This window comes from Ketobacter sp., from assembly GCF_003671495.1.
Taxonomy (GTDB): Bacteria; Pseudomonadota; Gammaproteobacteria; order Pseudomonadales; family Ketobacteraceae; genus Ketobacter.
Window position 1 is genome coordinate 60,405 of record NZ_RCHN01000009.1, and the last position, 17,446, is coordinate 77,850.

The following is a 17,446-nucleotide window of genomic DNA, read 5'->3' on the forward strand; positions in this document are numbered from 1 at the left end:
GGTGCGATTACCGGGGGCTTCGGCCCCCGGTTTTTTATTCATGGCCCTGCGAATCCCGCCTCCTTATAATACCCAGCTCATTTTTGTACGTGACCTCGCTGCTATGTTCCAAACCAGGCCGCTGGCCTTCCACTGTCTGTTGCTGCTGTTGCTATTGGGAAGTTTCATCCTGTCGTTGTCCCTGGGTTCCATGACGGTGGCAACCGGTTCCCTGGTGGAGGTGCTGCTGGGGCGGTTGAGCGGAGACGTGGTGACTGGCACCGCCGACATGGTGATCTGGCAGATCCGGATGCCGAGGGTGTGCCTGAGCATCCTGGTGGGGGCCTGTCTTGCCATGTCCGGTGCCATGGTACAGGGGTTGTTCCGCAATCCATTGGCAGACCCCAGCTTGATCGGGGTGTCTGGCGGGGCTGCAGTGGGCGCGGCGCTGGCCATTGTTCTGGGTGGCTCCTGGAGTTGGTTTGCCCCGGATTGGAACCTGCCCCTGTTTGCCTTCATGGGGGGCGCCCTGGTGACGGCGCTGGTTTATCGCCTGGGGGTGGGCCCATTGGGGACCTCGGTGGCCACCATGTTGTTGGCCGGTGTGGCCATCAATGCCATGACCAGTGCCTGCATCAGTTACCTGGCCACCACCGCCGAGGACGTCCGCCTGCGTAATCTGGTGTACTGGCTGATGGGCAGCTTCAATGTGGCGTCCTGGCAGAAAGTGAGCTGGGTGGCGCCCTTTGCCCTCTTGTCCCTGCTGATGATTCCTTTTCTCTGGAAAGGCTTGAACGCGCTGTTGCTGGGAGAATCGGAGGCCCGTCACCTGGGGATTCAGGTGGAGCGACTGCGGCGGAGGGTCATCATCCTGGCGGCATTGGCCGTGGGGGTGTCGGTGGCCTCAGTGGGGGTGATTGGGTTTGTGGGCCTGGTGGTGCCGCATATTGTGCGTCTGATGCTGGGGCCGGACCATCGCTGGCTGCTGACCGGTTCGGCGTTGCTGGGGGCAGCGTTGCTGAGTCTGGCGGATCTGGCGGCGCGTTTGGTGGTGGAGCCCCTGGAGTTGCCGGTGGGGGTGTTGACCGCAGCTCTGGGTGCGCCTTTCTTCCTGTTCCTGGTGGTGCAGCGGCGCAGGGGGCAGATGTATGGGGTCTGAACCGGTGTTACAGATGACGGGCCTGAGTTTCCGAGCAGCCGGTCGCACCCTGTTGCAGCCGACCGACCTGCACGTACTGGAAGGGGAGTGCATGGCCGTGGTGGGGCCCAACGGGGCCGGCAAGAGCACCTTGTTTCGCCTGTTGTCCGGTGAATGGGCGCCCAGTGCCGGACAGGTGATGTTTGACGGCACGCCCCTGGCCAAATGGTCCCTCGCTCAACTGGCCCAGGTGCGTGCGGTCATGCCGCAGAGCTCCAGTCTGAGCTTTCCGTTTGCGGCCCGTGATGTGATTTTGATGGGGCGCATGCCCCACGCCACGGGGCGCGAAGTCGACGCCGCCATTGTGGAGGAGGTGATGACGGTCTGTGACGTGCAGCATCTGGCACAGCGCCACTACACCGCTCTGTCCGGAGGTGAGCGGCAGCGGGTGCAGTTGGCCAGGGTGCTGACGCAAATCTGGCAGCCGGTTGCCCTGGGGCGGCGTCTGCTGTTGCTGGATGAGCCGACTTCGGCATTGGATCTGGCGCACCAGTTGGATTTGATGCGCCTGATACGGGACGTTTGCGGTAAAGCCGTGACCGTGCTGGTAATCGTGCATGACCTGAATCTGGCAGCCCGTTTTGCCGACCGCATTATGATGCTGCACAACGGTCAGCCGGTGGCGGTGGGCAGCCCGGATGAGGTCATGCGCCCGGATTTGATTGAGTGTGTTTTTAATGTGAAGGCGCAGGTGATTGAGCATCCGTTGTATGGGTGTCCGTTGGTGGTGAGCTAGGATTCCATTGTTAGACCCGACCCTCACTGTGTATGCTTAAGCCCGGACAGACATAATAAAAAAAGAGGGACTCCATGCCTACCCAATCCAGCACTTTGCCTTCTGCACTCATCGTGTTCGGTGGCACCGGTTTTGTGGGCACGGCGGTGTTGGCGCAGGCCCTGTCGCGGGACCCGCACTGCCACCTTTTTGTGGTGAGCCGAACCGGAGTGGCACCGGCCTGGGTGCAATCCAATCCCACCTACCAAACCCCGCGTCTTCACTTTTTGCAGGGCGATCTGCTGGCACCGCACACGGTCCTGGAGGCGTTGCAGCCGGTGTCACAACACTATCGGATTCGTGCCTGTATCTCCTGCGTGGGTGCCATCACACCCTGGTCCAATCAGAACATGGTGCGCACCTGTGGTGATGCCAACATCCATGCCTACACCATCAGCAAGTCCATCGGCGCGGAAAAGTTCGTGGTGATGACCCGGGATCGCTCCAATATGGACGATTGGTGGTATCCGTTTCCGCGCCTGATTCCCGGTTACTACGAAGGGAAAAGCAGAATCGAAAGCTGCATTCAGGGGGATGCGGACAATCTGGGTAACGCTGTCTGCCTGCGGGCGGGGTTTGTGTCCGGTACCCGCAGGACGGTGCCCGGTTTACCCACCTGGCTGAAGATTTCTCTGCCGCTGCAACCCATGTATAAAGTGTTGCAGCAGGTCTGCCCGGTGATTGATGTGGAGGTGTTGGCCGCCGCTGCGGTGCGCTTTGCCTTGTCACCACACAAAGCGCCGCGGGTGCTGGTGACCAATGACGAGATTCCCACTTATTTTGACAGTGCGACACCGGCCTGACACCGGTCATGCAGCGGGGTTAAGGTGGCCTCCTCGACCCTTTCGATTTCCCTCCCTTGGTGTGTTGTACTATTTTTTGAATGACCGTGTGTTGGAGGGATCAGATTAATGGGAGAAAGTATGAGGTATCTGTCTGCATTACTGGTGTGGAGTGTGTGCAGTCTGGTGCTGCCGGCCATGGCAGGCACGCTGGATGAAAGCCTGCAGGTCGCCCGCGAGATCAACGACCAGGGTGCGGCTTCCCAGAAGACAGTAGACTCGCTGGCGGCCAAAACCCAGAGCCTGCTGGAGGAATACCAGCAGTTGATGCTGGACAGCGACTTCTACGCAACCCGCAAGCAGCAACTGTTACTGGCGTTGGAGCAGCAGCAGGGCAGGCAACAGCAATTGCAACAAACGCTGGATCAAATTCAGGTGACGGAAAAGCGACTCGCCCCCCTGCTGTTGAGCATGGTGCAGGCCCTGGAGCAGTTCGTGGTGGCGGATCTTCCGTTTCACCACCCGGAACGGATTGATGCGGTATTGGTGTTGCGGGAACGCATTCTCGATCCCGGTCTGTCATTGGCGGATCGTTTCCAGCTGTTGATGGAAGCCTTCCAGGTCGAACTGGATTACAGCTATAACCTGGAAGCCTATCGCACGCAGATTCAGTGGCAGGGGGAGACCCGCAGTGTGGAGTGCCTGCGGGTGGGGCGCCTGGCGCTTTACTTTGTGACCCCCGACGGTTCCGAGGCGGGGTTCTGGCATTCGCAGCAACAACAATGGCAGCCATTGCCACAAGAGATTGCACGCTCTGCCATGGCGGGCATCCTGGACGGCATTAAAGTGGCACAAGGGCGGGTGGCACCCGAGTTGTTGCCGCTGCCTTTGGTGACGGAGTGGCATCCATGATGGGGCCGTTAAACACCACGTTGCCGGGGCTGGCAATGGGATTATTGCTGAGCCTGTTGCTGAGTCTTTTGTTGTTAGCGCCGCGGCCTGTGGTGGCGAATACACAATCCGGCCAGCCTTCCTTGCAGCAACTGCTGGATCAGCTGAAGCAGGAGCGGGCCCAGCAGAGAGCACAGTGGCAGGCCCGCGAGCAGCGTTTCCTGGCGGAGCAGAAAGACCAGCAGCGCAAACTGGAACAGGCCCGCAGCGCAAAGCTGCAGCAGGAACAATCGCTGCAACCCCTGCAGGCGGAACTGGAGCGGGTGACGGCTGAGGTGCGCGCCCTGGAAGACGCCATCGCCCGGCAGGGGCAACAGTTGCGCGCGCTGCAGGGCACGTTTTCCCGCATCGCCGGTGAGACCGCCGCCAGTCTGCAACAATCGCCGGTGTCCCTGCAGTTTCCACAGCGGTCGGCACAATTGCAGCGGCTGGCGGCCCTGGCAGACCTGCCTACGGTGGAGGACCTGGAAGCCCTGTGGCTGATTACCCAGGAGGAAATGACCGCCGCGGGCAGGGTGGTACAGTTTGACGGCCAGTTTGTGGATGGTGCCGGTCGCGCCCAGACCGCCCCGCTGACCCGGGTGGGGACGTTCACGGTGTTTGCCGCGGAGGGTTTCCTGCAGTATCTGCCGGAAACGCAGGAATTGCTGCGCCCGGCCATGCAGCCGCCGGCGCGTTACCTGCGCACTGTGGAGGCCGCATCCCCTTCGGGCGCCCCCGGTATGGCCATCAGAACCTGGGTGGTGGACCCCACCCGCGGTGCCCTGATCCGCCAGTTGGGACACAGCCCGGCGCTGGCGGAGCGCGTCGCCCAGGCGGGCTGGATCGGTGTCATCATATTGGCCCTGGGGGGCGTGGGGGCCTTGCTCGCGCTGTGGCGCATCGGCTATCTGCTGTGGGTCACCGCCCGGGTCAACGCTCAGTTGAAACAACTGCACACGCCTTCCGCAGGCAATCCCCTGGGGCGGGTGTTGTTGCAGGCCGGACGCGTGCGCACCGCGAACCAGGAGAACTATCAGTTCAAACTGGACGAGATGGTGTTGGCGGAACTGCCGGCGCTGGAACGGGGCCAGAATTTTATCAAACTGCTGGCCGCCGTGGCGCCCCTGCTGGGATTGCTGGGTACGGTCACCGGCATGATCCTCACCTTTCAATCCATTAGCCTGTTTGGAAACGGCGACCCCAAACTGATGGCCGGCGGCATATCCCAGGCCCTGATGACCACCGTGCTGGGTTTGGTGGTGGCCATCCCGCTGCTGTTTTCCCACAGTTTTGTGGTGTCCCTGTCCCGCAACCTGGTGCAGCGGCTGGATGAGCAGTCGGCCGGATTGCTGGCGGCGCGCCTGGAGCGCACTGAGGCTCCCCATGAGTGAATTGTGGCGGGCGCTCACCGACTTTGCCCATCAGGGTGGTCCTGTGATCTGGCTATTGCTGCTGGTGTCGGTGTTGATGTGGACTCTGATCGGTGAACGGCTCCTGTATTTGTTGTGGGTGTCGCGCCGCCAGAGCGCGATGCTGAGGCAGCAATGGTTGCAGCGCGTGGATCGGCAATCCTGGTTTGCCCACCGGGTGCGGGAGGGGTTGATTGTGGAAATGGCCATTCGCCTGAATCAGTGTTTAGGGTTGCTGCGCACCCTGGTGCTGCTGTGTCCGCTGTTGGGCTTGCTGGGAACCGTAACCGGGATGGTGGCGGTGTTTGATGTGATCGCCTGGGAAGGCACCAGCGATGCCCAGGGTATGGCACGGGGTGTGTACCGCGCCACCTTGCCCACCATGGCAGGATTGGTGATCTCCATCAGTGGTCTGTACATGCTGGCCCAACTGCAGCGCTGGACCCGGCAGGGGCTGCAACGCTTTGCCGACAGCCTGACGCTCTCCGGCAGTGCTGGCTCTGGCAATGCAGTGCCCGGCAATTCAGTCTTCGGTCACGGGGGAGCAGGCCATGGCAACCCGTAGACATCGTGCGCCGGAGCAGGACACTGAGCTGGACTTGACGCCCATGCTGGATGTGGTGTTCATCATGCTGATCTTTTTCATTGTCACCACCTCGTTCGTGAAGGAATCCGGCATTGCCGTGAACACGCCTCAGGCGGACACCGCCCAGCGGCAGGAGAGCGCCAACATTCTCATCGCCATTCATGAATCCGGAGATATCTGGATCGATGGCCGGCCCATTGATGTGCGGGCGTTAAAAGCCAAGGTGGCGCGCATGCATGCAGAGAGTCCCCAGGGTACGGTGGTGGTGCAGTCCGATGAGCGGGCCGACACCGGCATCCTGGTCAAAGTAATGGACCAGATCCGGTTGGCGGGCATCGACCAAATTGCCATTGCGGCCAGGCCGGGTACACCGTGATTCCCCGTTTGTTGGCGGGCGCGCTGCTGGGTGTGGTGGTGTCGATGTTGTTGTTCGGCTTTATGCTGCAGCTGGTCCGTTCCGATCAGGTCGAGGTGTTGCTGGCGGAAGCCGTTACCGAACTGCGCATAGTGGACTTGCCGGCCGAGCCGCCCCCGGACACCGCAGTGGAAACCTCCACGGCTACAGAACCTCAGTCTGCACCGCCACAGGCCAGTGACCTGATCCCGGTGTTGGCGGCGCCCCTGCAGGCGCAGGCGGCGCCACTCCCGCTGCCCGCGGTGGCGGTTCCGTCGCTGCGGGATTTTGCCCCCACCATCGCCGCGCCGCACAGTGGCTGGTCAGCGCCCCTGTCGGGGGATGGCTTGCAGGAAGGCGAAAAGGGGCGGGGCTACATCGAAGTGGTGCCTCTGGCGACCCGTCGCCCCAATATTCCGGAGCGGGCCTGGCAGCATAAAATTGATGGCTGGGTACGGGTGGCCTTTCGCTTGACCCGGGAAGGTCGCACCGCCGATGTCAGAGTGCTGGACGCGCATCCCGGTGGGGTTTTTGAAGAAAACGTGGTGCGTGCGGTGGAGGACTGGCTGTACGACATGCGCGATCTGGACCACGCCGGCGAACTGATCCTGACCCAGAAAATCCAGTTGTTCTGGCGCGATTACCCGGACAACAGTCCGTATTTGGACTGACCCAGTTTGGAACGAACTCGTTTGGAATGAGCCAGTTTGATATCGAGGGGCAAAACGTTGTGAAAAAGGGGCTCGCCCGGTTAATCAGAATGCCGCGTCTCATGGCATCGACATGGCCCATCGCCGTGCTCGGTCTGATGTGCGCGTTCCCCTGTGCTGCAGAGCAGTATCGCAGCAAGCTGCTGCTGAATCCGCAGACCTCCTTAACCGAATCCGCCCGCCTCAGCATCAGCGAACTGGAGGCGGGTTTCAAATCCCTTTCCAGCGCTTACGCCAAGGCCAGCGTGGGTTCCCAGTTGGCCCGCCATTTTGTCCAGCAGGGGGATTACGAAAAGGCGATCGAATATTACCAGTCCGCATTGCAGGCGGATGCCCTGGCGCCGTTGGTGGCACTGGAGCTGCGGCGGGAACTGGCGGAGATATACCTGTTGGACGGGCAGCCCCGGCAGGCTCGCCTGGTGCTGCAAGTCCGGGGGCCAGTGAACACCCTGACCGATGCCAGCCTGGTTTTGACCCAGGCTCGGATTCAGTTTGCGCTGGGGGAGTATCTGCCGGTGGCGGACACTCTGGAGTACTTCATGCAGATTGCGCCTCTGGTGCAAGCCGCCACGGTGCCGCTGTACCAGCAGGTGGTGGCGCTGGCTTACGGTATCCAGGATTTTGCGCTCTGCAGCAGAGCCTTGAAGCTGCTGCTGGAGCACGATCCAGCCAATCCGGAGTACTGGTCGCAGATGGTGTCGCTGCAGTTGAAGCAACAGGACACCGCAGCCGCCCTGCAATACCTGATGTTGGCACGGCGGCAGGGGCTGTTGCGGGATGAGGCCAATGGCCTGTTGCTGAGCAGTCTGTATGTGTTGCAGGGCAATCCCTTCGCCGGTGCCCAACTGCTGCAACAGGAGATGGAGCAGGGTATCGTTGCCGCCAGCGGGGAGCATTACAAGCGCCTGTTCGAGTACTGGTGGCAGGCGCGGGAGCAGGGGCCTGCCCTGTCCGCACTGGCGCAGGCGGCACAACGCACCGGGGAGGCGCCCCTGTACCTGTTTTGGGCGCAAACCCTGATGCAGCAGTCCCGCTGGCCGGAGATGCAACAGGCGTTACTGCAACTGTGTCAGAAACCGGTGGCCGCGGAATACCTGTCCAGGGCCAACCTGTTGTTGGGCATCAGCCGCTATGAGCTGGACCAGCCTGAGTTGGCCTTCCAGGCCTTCGCCAGTGCCACCTTGACCGGTGGTGCCAACACTCAGGCCGGCCACTGGTTGCGTAAACTGGAAGCAGAAGGCGTCAACGGCAGCCTGCCTGCGCGCCCCAGCGGGCCTTGCCAACCCCGCTCTTGAGGCGGTTCACCCTATTTGAATGGTCAATCCGGCTGGGCTGGTCTTGGCAGTGAGCGGCCGCTGAGATAGCATCCTTATCCATTGTCTCCATCACGTTAGCCCTTTTCGGACTTGCGCCCTATGTCCATTGCCGCCGCTGCACCTGCACCTGTTTCCCGCGCCCTGTCGGTGAGCAGCGTTGGCCTGCTGTCGCTGTACCTGGTGATGCCGGCGTTGCTGCTGTGGGTGGGGATGGACGCGCTGTTCTGGCAACACCAATGGCGGGATCAGTGGTTGCCGCAGTATCCCGCCGAGCTGCTGATCTGGGCCATCGTCTTCAACTTCCCCCACATTGTGTCGTCGCTGGTGACCCTGGTGGACCAGGAATACTGGCAGTTCTATCGGTGTAAGCTGGTGTTGGGGCTGGCGGTGATCGTGACCCTGGTACTGGCGGTGAATGTTATGGTGCCGCTGGTGGCGTCTCGCCATGTGGCGGACCAGGTGTATCTGGCCTTTTTCCTGTTTTATTCCACCTACACCGTGTGGCATGTGCTGTCGCAGCAATTCGGCATCGGCCTGATGTTGATGCGGGTGACGCCCCGGGCGCTGGCCTTTTACCGTTGGCGGGGTCTGTCCACCCTGGCGGGGGCCTTGATGTATGTGAAGGTGTTCGGGGGTATGTATCTGCAGGGGGAGTATCTGTTCGGAATGGAGCTGGAACGCCTGGTGCTGGACGCTGCCCTGATCTCGGTGGTGCTGGCTACCCTGGCAGGCATTCCATTGTGGCGACAATCCCGGCGCGCACTGGGCACTTGGTACGGCTTGGGTAATCTGGCCATCCTGCCGGTGAGCTATGTCATGCTGGTGCTGGATTACAATGTGTTTGTGGTGATGATTCCCCGCTTTATCCACGACCTGACGGCGTTCCAGGTCTATGCGGTGCACGATCACAATCGCAACCGGGAGTGTCATCGCAACCTGGTGTACCGCTGGTTGCGTTTCATCCCGTTGACGCCACTGTTGTTATGCCCGTTGCTGGCCATCCTGCTGGCCAATTCCATTGAATGCGGCTCAATGCTGGTGGATACCCTGCTGGGAACCAGCAATCAACTGCCGCAGAAATGTTTTATGGACCCTGCTGCGCCGCTGTCATTTTCCCGGGATCTGCCGGGCACCCTGTCGCTGTGGCTGCAGGTGTTGTTTATCTGCGGCTTCTTCCACTATTTCATTGAAGGTTTTGTCTGGAAGCGGGAGTCCATTCACCGTCACAGTGTGGGCTTCAATTAGCGCCGGGTCAGCCACTTCCGTAACACGCCCACGCTCGGGTCCCGCTGGCGCACCTGCTGCAGTTTGTTCATTTCCGCTTCGATGGCCTGCATGGTCTGGTAGCGCAGCTGCCACTGCATTTCCTTATCGTTTTCCTGCCCGTGAAACGCACTGGTATCAATGGGCTTGCCGATGGAGAAATAGAATTTTTCCGGGCGCGGCAGGAGGGTGGGCCCAACGCCCTTGCAGAGGGGCATGACCAGCTCGCCACCGCGCAGGGTATTGTGGCGATCGTGATCCAGAATCCAGCGCCCCACGGGGTTTTGCATGAAGTCATAGGCATCCCAGACAATGTCCAGGGCATCGTCGGCACCGATGGCGGCGATGGGAATGATGGGGTACTGGTACTTCATGGCCATATAGGCGAAGCCGGTGCGGGTTTTCCAGGTGAGTTTGCCTTGCTCGCCTTTGCGCTTGGCCACCTCGCGGCCGCCGCCGGGATACACCAGGATGTGCTCGCCCTGTTCCATCAGCCGGGAACAGTTTTCTCGCGTGCCCTCTACGGTGCCGGAGCGCTTCAGCAGTGTGCCCCAGAGCGGCACTTTAAAATGAAAGCTGTCCCCCAGGGCCCGCAGTACGATGCCTTTCTCTTCGTACAGTTTTTCGTACAGCAGCGGGCCGTCCAGCATGCCGTACAGGGTGTGGTTGCAGACATAGAGCGCCGGTTTCAGTGGGTCCACATGCTCCAGCCCCTGGAATTGCGGGTTGAAATAGAATCGGGCCAGGCGGTTGGCGGACTTGACTTGATGCAAAGGCGGGGGCGTGAAGCGGGAGGCCCGCTCCAGGGATTTCACGTCGGCGTTCATGTTGACTTACTTCCTCTCCGTGTCGAGCTGAGTCGAACAGACTGCGTGGCCTGCTATGCGTTGTGGTTGGCGGTAATCTGTTGGTTCAGGGCGACGATCTGCCGCGCCATGTTCTCCATCAGGCTCATGCAGATGCGCGGATGAGTCTTGATCATGATTTCAAACTGATGCCGGGGTACCACCATCACCAGGCAGCGGCTATCGGCCACCACGCTGGCGGTGCGGGGGCTGTTGGTGAGCAGGGACATGGCGCCGAAGATTTCATCTTCCAGCACTTCGCCTACTTTGATGCCCCGTACAAACACTTCGGCGTGGCCTTCCACGATGGAGTACACGCTGTCGGATTCGGTGCCTTCCTCGATGATGGTTTCACCGGCGGCGTAGGTCTGGAAGCCCAGGGAGGCTTTGTCGGTGGGGGTGTCCAGGGAGGCGATCACGGCGGAGTGGCGGGCACATTCCGCCAACAGGTAATCGCCCCACTGGCGGGCTTTTTCGGTATTTTCCATGGCGGCCTGCCACAGGGCGTCCCGGTCATAGGGGCGCAGCACCACCGGGGATTCGGCGTAGAATTTGGGGCGGGGCATGCCTTCCACCAGCTCCAGGCCGATGATGTCCCCTTCGTCGTAGTGGAACAGGGTCTTGCCTTCCTGTTCGTGGCCCACGGCGCCCTGCTCAATGTAGAAGGCGCGGTTCTGGTTGCTCTCGGTGGCAAACAGGTCGTCAAAGGTTTCGTAAGACAGCGCTTCTCCCAACGCTGGTATGTTTTCCATGGCCAGGGAAAGTAATTCTTTACAGTGGTTGTCCGTCTTCTCAAACAGCTCGGTGAAATTGGACTCTAGGAACATGCAGGTGCCCGCTTCTGTCTACTCGTTAATAGCATGAATTATGCTGCCATCCGGATCTGCGTACGCTCGACTGATTCTTACTCTCGACACAACGCATCGCCATCGCGCCCGACTACTAGATTAAGTGTAGCCAAACTTGCGCCATGGCGATGGATTTCGGTCAAGAAATGCTTAAGTGCCTATCCCAAAAGCGGTTTGTGTTGATCCGGTTTCAGGCGGGGGCCGAACTGGGTCACTAACTGAGCAGCCGCTTTGGTGGCCAGGCGGCCCGCCTGCTCGAAACTGTAGCCGTGGGTGAGGCCGTAGAGGAAGGCCCCGGCGAACATGTCCCCGGCGCCGTTGGTGTCCACCGCCTGCACCGGGGTGGCGGGCACCTGCAGGGTGTCGCTGCCGTCAAACAGCAGGGCGCCCTGTTTGCCCAGGGTGATGGCGAAGCGCTTGCACACCGCTTTGAGGGCGTCGGCGGCGGTTTCGATGCTGTCTGTGTCGGCCCAGGTGAGGGCTTCCTCCTGGTTGCAGAACAGCAGGTCCACCCCGCCCCCCAGCATTTCCCCCAGGCCATCCTTGAAGAAACGGACCATGTTGGGGTCGGAGAAGGTGAGAGCGGTTTTGACCCCGGCCTGCTCGGCGATCTGGCGGGCCTGTATGGCGGCGGCACGGCCACTGGGGGAGGTCACCAGGTAGCCTTCCAGATACACGTAGTCCGATGCAGCGATGGCGTCCGGGTGCAGCTCTGCCGTGGACACGGTTTCGGAGATGCCCAGGTGGGTGTGCATGGTGCGCTCAGCATCCGGGGTAATCATGACGATGCATTTGCCGCTGACTCCGGCCTCGCGCTCCTGGTGCAGGTTGGTGTCCACGCCGGCCGCCACCAGGTCCTGCACATAAAAATCCCCGGCGGCATCGTTGGCGACTTTGCAGGAATAGAAGGTTTTGCCGCCAAAATGACTTACCGCAATGATGGTGTTGGCCGCAGAGCCGCCACTGGCCATTTTGCCGCTGTGACCGGCCAGGGCTTCGTACAGCGCCTGCTGCTGATCCGTATCCACCAGGGTCATCACCCCTTTGTCGATGTTCATCTGGTTCAGGAACGCATCCTCAATGGCGAATTCCATGTCCACCAGGGCGTTGCCGATGGCATATACGTTGTATTTATTCATGATTATGGCTACCTGTTAGCTGGGCTTCCTTTTACAAGAGCGTATACTACCGGCCTTTTCACAGAAAGCCAGTCGTTGCAAATCCGGTCTCCAGGGCCATAGAACGTTCTCCAGAGGTGAGTGCAGGTGCCAGCCAAGCGCAGTACGCCCCGTTCGGGCGGCAGCCCCAAATCGTCCGCAAAACGCAAGCCACGAAAGTCTCCAGCCCGCCCGGCTGCTACCAAAAAGCGTTCCCGTAGCACCGCGCCCCCCCGGCGTCGGTGGGGCGCGCTGGTGTGGAAGCTGGGGTTGGTGTTCGGCCTGTTGGGGCTGTTGGGTGTGATCTACCTGGACGCCGTGATCACCCATCACTTTGAGGGCAAGCGCTGGTCCATCCCCGCCAAAGTCTATGCCCGGCCCCTGGAATTGTACGACGGCATGCCGTTGACGGAGGCCCAGCTGGCCTTCGAGCTCAGCCTGCTGAATTACCGGCATGTATTTGATAGGCCTGTGTCCGGCACCTTTTCCACGGCGGCGGGCGGTTATGAGATTGTCAGTCGCGGCTTTGATTTCTGGGAGGGGGCGGAACCTTCCCAGCGGGTGCGGTTCCGGCTGCGGGGTGGCCGGGTCACGGATCTGGACAGCGGCAGTCAGAGCGCTGCCATCGTGCGTCTGGAACCGCCCTTGATCGGGGGGATTTATCCTGCCCACAACGAAGATCGGGTGCTGGTGAAACTGGATCAGGTGCCGCAGCAACTGCTGCAGGCCCTGCTGGCGGTGGAAGACCGGGATTTCTTCGAGCATTTCGGGCTGTCCTTCAAAGGCATCGCGCGGGCGTTTTACACCAATATCACCGCCGGCGAAGTGCGCCAGGGGGGCAGTACGCTCACCCAGCAACTGGTGAAGAACTTCTACCTGTCCAGCGAGCGCTCCCTGACCCGTAAAGGGATTGAGGCGGTGATGGCGGTGCTGCTGGATTTCCACTATGCGAAAACCGAGATCCTGGAGGCCTATCTCAATGAGGTCTACCTGGGGCAGGCGGGCAAACGGGCGATCCACGGGGTGGGTTTGGGCAGCCTGTACTATTTTGGCGTACCGCTGCGGGAATTGACCACGGAGCAGATTGCCCTGCTGGTGGGGGTCATCAAGGGCCCCAGCTGGTATGACCCCCGCCGCAATCCGGAGCGGGCGCTGGAGCGACGCAATCAGGTGTTGCAGATCATGCTGCAACAGGGCGTGCTGGATCAGCGGGCCTATGACCAGGTGATCAATAAGCCGCTGGGGGTGATCAAAAAACCGTTGTATGAAGATGCCCGCTACCCCGCGTTCCTGGAATTGATGAAGCGCCAGTTGCGCAAGGACTACCGGGATGAGGACCTGCGCAGCGAGGGCCTGCGCATCTTCACCACGCTGGACCCCTGGGCGCAGGAAAGCCTGGAGCAGGCAGCCCAGCAGCAGATCCGCAACCTGCAGTCGGGGTATGGCAAATCCCTGCAGGAGCTGGAAGTGGCGGGATTGTTCACCTCCAGCAACACCGGCGAAGTGGTGGCAGTGGTGGGCGGCAAGGCGGTGCGGTATGAGGGTTTCAACCGCGCCCTGGACGCCTATCGCCCTATCGGTTCGCTGGCCAAACCGGCAGTGTATCTGGCAGCGTTGGAGGGCGGTGCGCACCTGGGCACGCTGTTGCAGGATGAACCGCTGCAGCATGTATTGCCCAATGGCTCAGTGTGGTCGCCGAAAAACTTTGAGAAAGAGAGCCACGGTGAGGTGCCCATGGTGGTGGCGCTGGCGCAATCCTACAACCAGGCCACGGCCCGGCTGGCGCTGTCCGTGGGGATCGACAAGGTGGTGGATGTGATGGCGCGTTTGGGCCTGCAGGACAAACCCCTGCCCCGGGTGCCGGCCCTGTCCCTGGGGGCAGTAAGCCTGTCGCCCTATGAGGTAACCCGCATGTATCAGACCATCGCCACCGAAGGCTTCGCCACCCCCCTGCGCACCATCCGCTCGGTGCTCACCGCCGAGGGTGAACCACTGCAGCGCTATGAGTTTGAGGTGGAGCAGCGCTTTAACGCGGCGGACATCTATATGTTGACCTATGCCATGCAGGAAACCGTGCGCAGTGGCACCGGCAAAAGCACCCAGAAGTGGTTGTCACCGGATCTGCAACTGGCCGGCAAAACCGGCACCAGTGATGAGCAGCGGGACAGTTGGTTTGCCGGTTTCAGCGGCAACTACCTGGGGGTGGTGTGGATGGGCATCGACAGCAACCAGCCTACGCCACTGACCGGGGCCAGCGGTGCCTTGCCGGTGTGGGCTAACACCATGGCCTCCTTGCCCCAGGTTCCACTGCAGGCAGCGCAGCCAGAGAACGTGGAGTGGGTCTGGATCGACCCGACCCGCCAGGCCCGCACCTCGGCCCATTGCGACAATGCCTTGTATTTGCCCCTGCGGAGCGATACCGTGCCGGAGGATAAGGTCTCCTGCAATGCCGGGGGGCGGGTGTTGAACTGGTTTAAACGACTGATACGGTGATGCTGAGTATGAAAGCGTGGTGTGTGATGTTGCTGGTGTTGTGGGTGAGTGCCTGTGCTGTGCGACCGGTGGACACCGAGATCAGTGATCAGGACCTGATTGAGAGCGAATCCAGCCTGCTCACCGGGGTGCCCGCCGCCGATAACCTGCTGCAACAGGGAGAGAGCGCCCGCCAGCGGGGGGAATATGGCGTTGCCGTGAATCATCTGGAGCGGGGTATCCGCATGGCACCGCGCTCACCGGCACTGTATCTGGCCCTGGCCAAAACCCGTCTGGCCATGGGGGAGTACGGCAGCGCAGCGCAGATGGCCCAGCGCACAGTATCCCTGTTGCCGGCGGCGCCCCGGGGCGCGGAGCAGACGGCCAAGGCGGAGGCCTGGATCGTGATCGCCCAAAGCCGGGAGAAGCAGGGTGATACTGCCGGCGCCGCCAACGCCCGGGCCAACGCCCAGGCGGTTTGGTAGCAGGTCATGTAAGCAAGCCTCAGCGGATGGTGAAGCCGCTCTCCCGACTTGTGTCATAAGGGAACCACTGGGCTGCGTTATAGGCATCGAGGGCGGTCATCACCAGCCGTGCCGGTTGATCCGTAACCCAGGCGCCATAGTCGTAGGCCGGGGAATCGTTGTAGTTCCGAATGGGGAAATGGGACGGGTTGCCAGGCCCGGACAGCACCGGGTTGATGCCGTAGCGGTGATCGAAGGCCTCGGCATACAGATAGCCGGCCACCCCGCCGTGCAAGCCATCGCTGAACTCCGACAGCCCCATCAGTACATTCTTGTCCGCCATGTATTCCAGATGATTGATGGTATCGATGCGGTCGATCACCGTTTGCATCACACTCAGGGTGGGATCGTTCAGGTTCACCGGGAACTCCACCCCCAGCACCCATTCCAGCGCGTTCAGGGACTGCTCCGAGATATAGTCCTCCAGCAGGCCGGACACCAGATTGTTGATGTGCTGGATACTGGGGCGCGGCATCAGGTAAGTCACCAGATTGCGATTGTCCTGGTACAGGGTATTGGCGTTCACCGCCGCCATGGCCCCCAGGCTGATGCCGCTGAAAGTCAGCTGCTGCGGGTTGATGCGGGTGCGGTCACGGTAATCCTCTTCGCCCCGCTCGGCAAAAAGGTGGCTCAGCCGCGCACCGACGTAGTAGGCATAAATCATGTCGGAGGCATATTGCAGGTACTGCGGTTCCACCGCTTTCCAGTTCACCGGATTGAAGTCCCCCAGGCCGAAGATGATCCAGCTGGTTTCAATCCCCAGCAACTCTTCCAGCCATTTCAGGTTGGCCAGGCCGCCGTCGTAGACCCGGTCCTGGGTATAGGGCGCGGGCACATACAGTTTGATGGCATTGTGGTTGCGCTGGCTGATCAGCTCGTAATACATGTAGTCGAACAGCGTGCCGCCGGTCTCCAGGGCAGAGATCTCAATGGGGTAGCCGCCGGCCGGGGCCGGGTTGCAGGGCATCACCAGAATCATGGTGGCCTCGGTGCCCGCCGAGCTGGTTTGCAGCTGGCCGCTCTGGTCCAGGTTCAGGTCGCCACCGGTGAACAGAAAGGGCGGTTTGCCTTGCAGAAAAAACGGCAGGCGCACTTTCAGTTCAAACAGGTCCGCATACCGGGATGCATCATCAAACCGGGTGCAGTTGCTGGCCAGCAGGTCCACTTCCAGCACGGAGTCCAATACCGCATCGTTATCCCACTGGCGAATGAACTCCCTCACCCTGGTCAGGTTGGGGCTCTCTTCCTGGGTGGTGAAGACGGTGAAAGCGGCCACTTCTGAAGGGGCATGCCCGGTGTGTCGCGTCAGGTAATCGGAGATCAATTCCCAGTGCTCTTGCAGCCGCCCAGTGGCGTTGCCCTGGATGATCTGCTCCATGGCGGCACCTTTCTGCACAGGGTATTGAAGGCTGCCGAAGGGGGTTTCCAGCATGATCAGGCCATAGGTGGTGGCCGCCTCCAGGCTGTAACCATGATCCGGCGTGATGCGCAGCAGGGCGTCTTTCTGCAGTTGTTCATCCCGGTGCAACGTGCCCATCACGGGAATGGTCTCCAGGTATCGGGGGGAGTCCGGGCTCAGGTTCACCAGACTGAAACCGGGCCAGTACAGGGGGTCGTCTGCCGGGTACCAGACCAGGTCGGTGGCAATGGGAATGTAAATGGCATCGTTGCGCGAGAATCCGTTCATCTGGGCAGCGTCCCGTTTCACCGCCCGTTCAAACAGGGAATTCCTGAACGGGTAGCCCGCCATATTCAGGCGGCCATCGGCTTTACGTTTCAGGTCGGACGGCCAGGGCCCGCTGAAGAAAAAGGCGTCGCTGTAGTTCATCAGGGGAATGACCTGATGGCGGGATTTGAAGGTGGCCACCACGGTTTTCTGGCCCAGGGTGCGAACCGTGCAGGTGCCGAGCCCCTCACAGGCGCCAGCCCAGCCGGTAAACACAAAACCCTCAGCGGGAACCGCTTCCAGCTCCACCAGCCGGTTGTAGCCGCCCTCCAGGCATTGCTCACCAGGGCCGCAGGGTTCGGCATTGCTGCTCAGTACGGTTACCCGGCCCTGGCCAAGGGTGACCAGTTCAATATTGCAGGCGGAGAGAAAAAACAGACAGCAGGCCGCCAGGGCGGCTTTGGCAACGTTCCCCATGATGATCATCCTTGAAGCATTCATTGTTGTTATGCACAAGGTGCCATTATAGGAAGCCCCCTTGCGGGGGCAATGGGCTGGTGGCGCCGAATTGTTGTCCTATTGCGACTGA

The 17,446-nt window shown here is 61.1% G+C and carries 16 protein-coding genes; 12 read left to right on the top strand and 4 right to left on the bottom strand.

Annotated features, from left to right (window positions below; all coding sequences use genetic code 11):
* The first annotated feature begins 103 nt into the window (after positions 1-103).
* The 10 genes from D9N14_RS03730 to D9N14_RS03775 all read left to right on the top strand — a co-directional run bounded on the left by D9N14_RS03730 (position 104) and on the right by D9N14_RS03775 (position 9,327).
* A complete protein-coding gene (locus tag D9N14_RS03730) occupies positions 104-1,138 on the top strand; it encodes a FecCD family ABC transporter permease (protein ID WP_290577054.1) in 1,035 nt (344 codons plus the stop codon).
* A 13-nt stretch (positions 1,139-1,151) separates the two neighbouring features.
* Positions 1,152-1,913, top strand: coding sequence for a heme ABC transporter ATP-binding protein (locus tag D9N14_RS03735; protein ID WP_290577056.1), 762 nt, complete (start codon positions 1,152-1,154; stop codon positions 1,911-1,913).
* 74 nt (positions 1,914-1,987) lie between these two features.
* A complete protein-coding gene (locus tag D9N14_RS03740) occupies positions 1,988-2,755 on the top strand; it encodes an NAD-dependent epimerase/dehydratase family protein (RefSeq protein ID WP_290577058.1) in 768 nt (255 codons plus the stop codon).
* A 120-nt stretch (positions 2,756-2,875) separates the two neighbouring features.
* Positions 2,876-3,646 (top strand): DUF3450 domain-containing protein, encoded by a 771-nt coding sequence (locus tag D9N14_RS03745; RefSeq protein WP_290577060.1) that lies wholly within the window; start codon positions 2,876-2,878, stop codon positions 3,644-3,646.
* Positions 3,643-5,058, top strand: a complete 1,416-nt coding sequence (locus D9N14_RS03750) for a MotA/TolQ/ExbB proton channel family protein (protein ID WP_290577062.1) — start codon at positions 3,643-3,645, stop codon at positions 5,056-5,058. The genes D9N14_RS03745 and D9N14_RS03750 overlap by 4 nt, the downstream gene beginning before the upstream one ends.
* The gene (locus D9N14_RS03755; RefSeq protein WP_290577064.1) at positions 5,051-5,641 is read left to right on the top strand and encodes a MotA/TolQ/ExbB proton channel family protein; all 591 of its coding nucleotides are present in this window, start codon (positions 5,051-5,053) and stop codon (positions 5,639-5,641) included. The genes D9N14_RS03750 and D9N14_RS03755 overlap by 8 nt, the downstream gene beginning before the upstream one ends.
* Positions 5,628-6,038, top strand: coding sequence for an ExbD/TolR family protein (locus tag D9N14_RS03760; protein WP_290577066.1), 411 nt, complete (start codon positions 5,628-5,630; stop codon positions 6,036-6,038). Before D9N14_RS03755 ends, D9N14_RS03760 begins: the two co-directional genes overlap by 14 nt.
* Positions 6,035-6,727 (top strand): energy transducer TonB, encoded by a 693-nt coding sequence (locus tag D9N14_RS03765; RefSeq protein WP_290577068.1) that lies wholly within the window; start codon positions 6,035-6,037, stop codon positions 6,725-6,727. The genes D9N14_RS03760 and D9N14_RS03765 overlap by 4 nt, the downstream gene beginning before the upstream one ends.
* Before the next feature lie 101 nt (positions 6,728-6,828).
* Positions 6,829-8,061, top strand: coding sequence for a tetratricopeptide repeat protein (locus D9N14_RS03770; RefSeq protein WP_290577070.1), 1,233 nt, complete (start codon positions 6,829-6,831; stop codon positions 8,059-8,061).
* A gap of 120 nt (positions 8,062-8,181) precedes the next feature.
* Positions 8,182-9,327 (top strand): hypothetical protein, encoded by a 1,146-nt coding sequence (locus D9N14_RS03775; protein ID WP_290577072.1) that lies wholly within the window; start codon positions 8,182-8,184, stop codon positions 9,325-9,327.
* Here the strand turns inward: D9N14_RS03775 and D9N14_RS03780 are convergent.
* The 3 genes from D9N14_RS03780 to D9N14_RS03790 all read right to left on the bottom strand — a co-directional run bounded on the left by D9N14_RS03780 (position 9,324) and on the right by D9N14_RS03790 (position 12,177).
* Positions 9,324-10,172, bottom strand: a complete 849-nt coding sequence (locus tag D9N14_RS03780) for a lysophospholipid acyltransferase family protein (RefSeq protein WP_290577074.1) — start codon at positions 10,170-10,172, stop codon at positions 9,324-9,326. The genes D9N14_RS03775 and D9N14_RS03780 overlap by 4 nt on opposite strands.
* Before the next feature lie 53 nt (positions 10,173-10,225).
* A complete protein-coding gene (locus D9N14_RS03785; protein ID WP_290577076.1) occupies positions 10,226-11,017 on the bottom strand; it encodes a Crp/Fnr family transcriptional regulator in 792 nt (263 codons plus the stop codon).
* 179 nt (positions 11,018-11,196) lie between these two features.
* Positions 11,197-12,177, bottom strand: a complete 981-nt coding sequence (locus D9N14_RS03790; RefSeq protein WP_317622569.1) for an adenosine kinase — start codon at positions 12,175-12,177, stop codon at positions 11,197-11,199.
* A 126-nt stretch (positions 12,178-12,303) separates the two neighbouring features.
* On the opposite strand from D9N14_RS03790, the gene mrcB reads away from it, so the two are divergent.
* Both mrcB and D9N14_RS03800 read left to right on the top strand, forming a co-directional pair.
* Positions 12,304-14,688 carry a penicillin-binding protein 1B gene (gene mrcB / locus D9N14_RS03795; protein WP_290577078.1) on the top strand — a complete coding sequence of 795 codons (2,385 nt, stop codon included), beginning with the start codon at positions 12,304-12,306 and terminating at the stop codon, positions 14,686-14,688.
* Between the two features lie 8 nt (positions 14,689-14,696).
* A complete protein-coding gene (locus tag D9N14_RS03800) occupies positions 14,697-15,152 on the top strand; it encodes a tetratricopeptide repeat protein (RefSeq protein ID WP_290577080.1) in 456 nt (151 codons plus the stop codon).
* Positions 15,153-15,171: 19 nt separating this feature from the next.
* Here D9N14_RS03800 and D9N14_RS03805 read toward each other — a convergent pair whose 3' ends face one another.
* Positions 15,172-17,334, bottom strand: coding sequence for an InlB B-repeat-containing protein (locus tag D9N14_RS03805; protein WP_290577082.1), 2,163 nt, complete (start codon positions 17,332-17,334; stop codon positions 15,172-15,174).
* Positions 17,335-17,446: the final 112 nt, after the last annotated feature.

Bases quoted from the DNA above. Each gene is read 5' to 3' on its own strand.
- D9N14_RS03730 (WP_290577054.1), top strand. From the start codon at position 104: ATGTTCCAAACCAGGCCGCTGGCCTTCCACTGTCTGTTGCTGCTGTTG.
- D9N14_RS03735 (WP_290577056.1), top strand. From the start codon at position 1,152: ATGACGGGCCTGAGTTTCCGAGCAGCCGGTCGCACCCTGTTGCAGCCG.
- D9N14_RS03740 (WP_290577058.1), top strand. From the start codon at position 1,988: ATGCCTACCCAATCCAGCACTTTGCCTTCTGCACTCATCGTGTTCGGT.
- D9N14_RS03745 (WP_290577060.1), top strand. From the start codon at position 2,876: ATGAGGTATCTGTCTGCATTACTGGTGTGGAGTGTGTGCAGTCTGGTG.
- D9N14_RS03750 (WP_290577062.1), top strand. From the start codon at position 3,643: ATGATGGGGCCGTTAAACACCACGTTGCCGGGGCTGGCAATGGGATTA.
- D9N14_RS03755 (WP_290577064.1), top strand. From the start codon at position 5,051: ATGAGTGAATTGTGGCGGGCGCTCACCGACTTTGCCCATCAGGGTGGT.
- D9N14_RS03760 (WP_290577066.1), top strand. From the start codon at position 5,628: ATGGCAACCCGTAGACATCGTGCGCCGGAGCAGGACACTGAGCTGGAC.
- D9N14_RS03770 (WP_290577070.1), top strand. From the start codon at position 6,829: ATGGCATCGACATGGCCCATCGCCGTGCTCGGTCTGATGTGCGCGTTC.
- D9N14_RS03775 (WP_290577072.1), top strand. From the start codon at position 8,182: ATGTCCATTGCCGCCGCTGCACCTGCACCTGTTTCCCGCGCCCTGTCG.
- D9N14_RS03780 (WP_290577074.1), bottom strand. From the start codon at position 10,172: ATGAACGCCGACGTGAAATCCCTGGAGCGGGCCTCCCGCTTCACGCCC.
- D9N14_RS03785 (WP_290577076.1), bottom strand. From the start codon at position 11,017: ATGTTCCTAGAGTCCAATTTCACCGAGCTGTTTGAGAAGACGGACAAC.
- D9N14_RS03790 (WP_317622569.1), bottom strand. From the start codon at position 12,177: ATGAATAAATACAACGTATATGCCATCGGCAACGCCCTGGTGGACATG.
- D9N14_RS03800 (WP_290577080.1), top strand. From the start codon at position 14,697: ATGAAAGCGTGGTGTGTGATGTTGCTGGTGTTGTGGGTGAGTGCCTGT.
- D9N14_RS03805 (WP_290577082.1), bottom strand. From the start codon at position 17,334: ATGGGGAACGTTGCCAAAGCCGCCCTGGCGGCCTGCTGTCTGTTTTTT.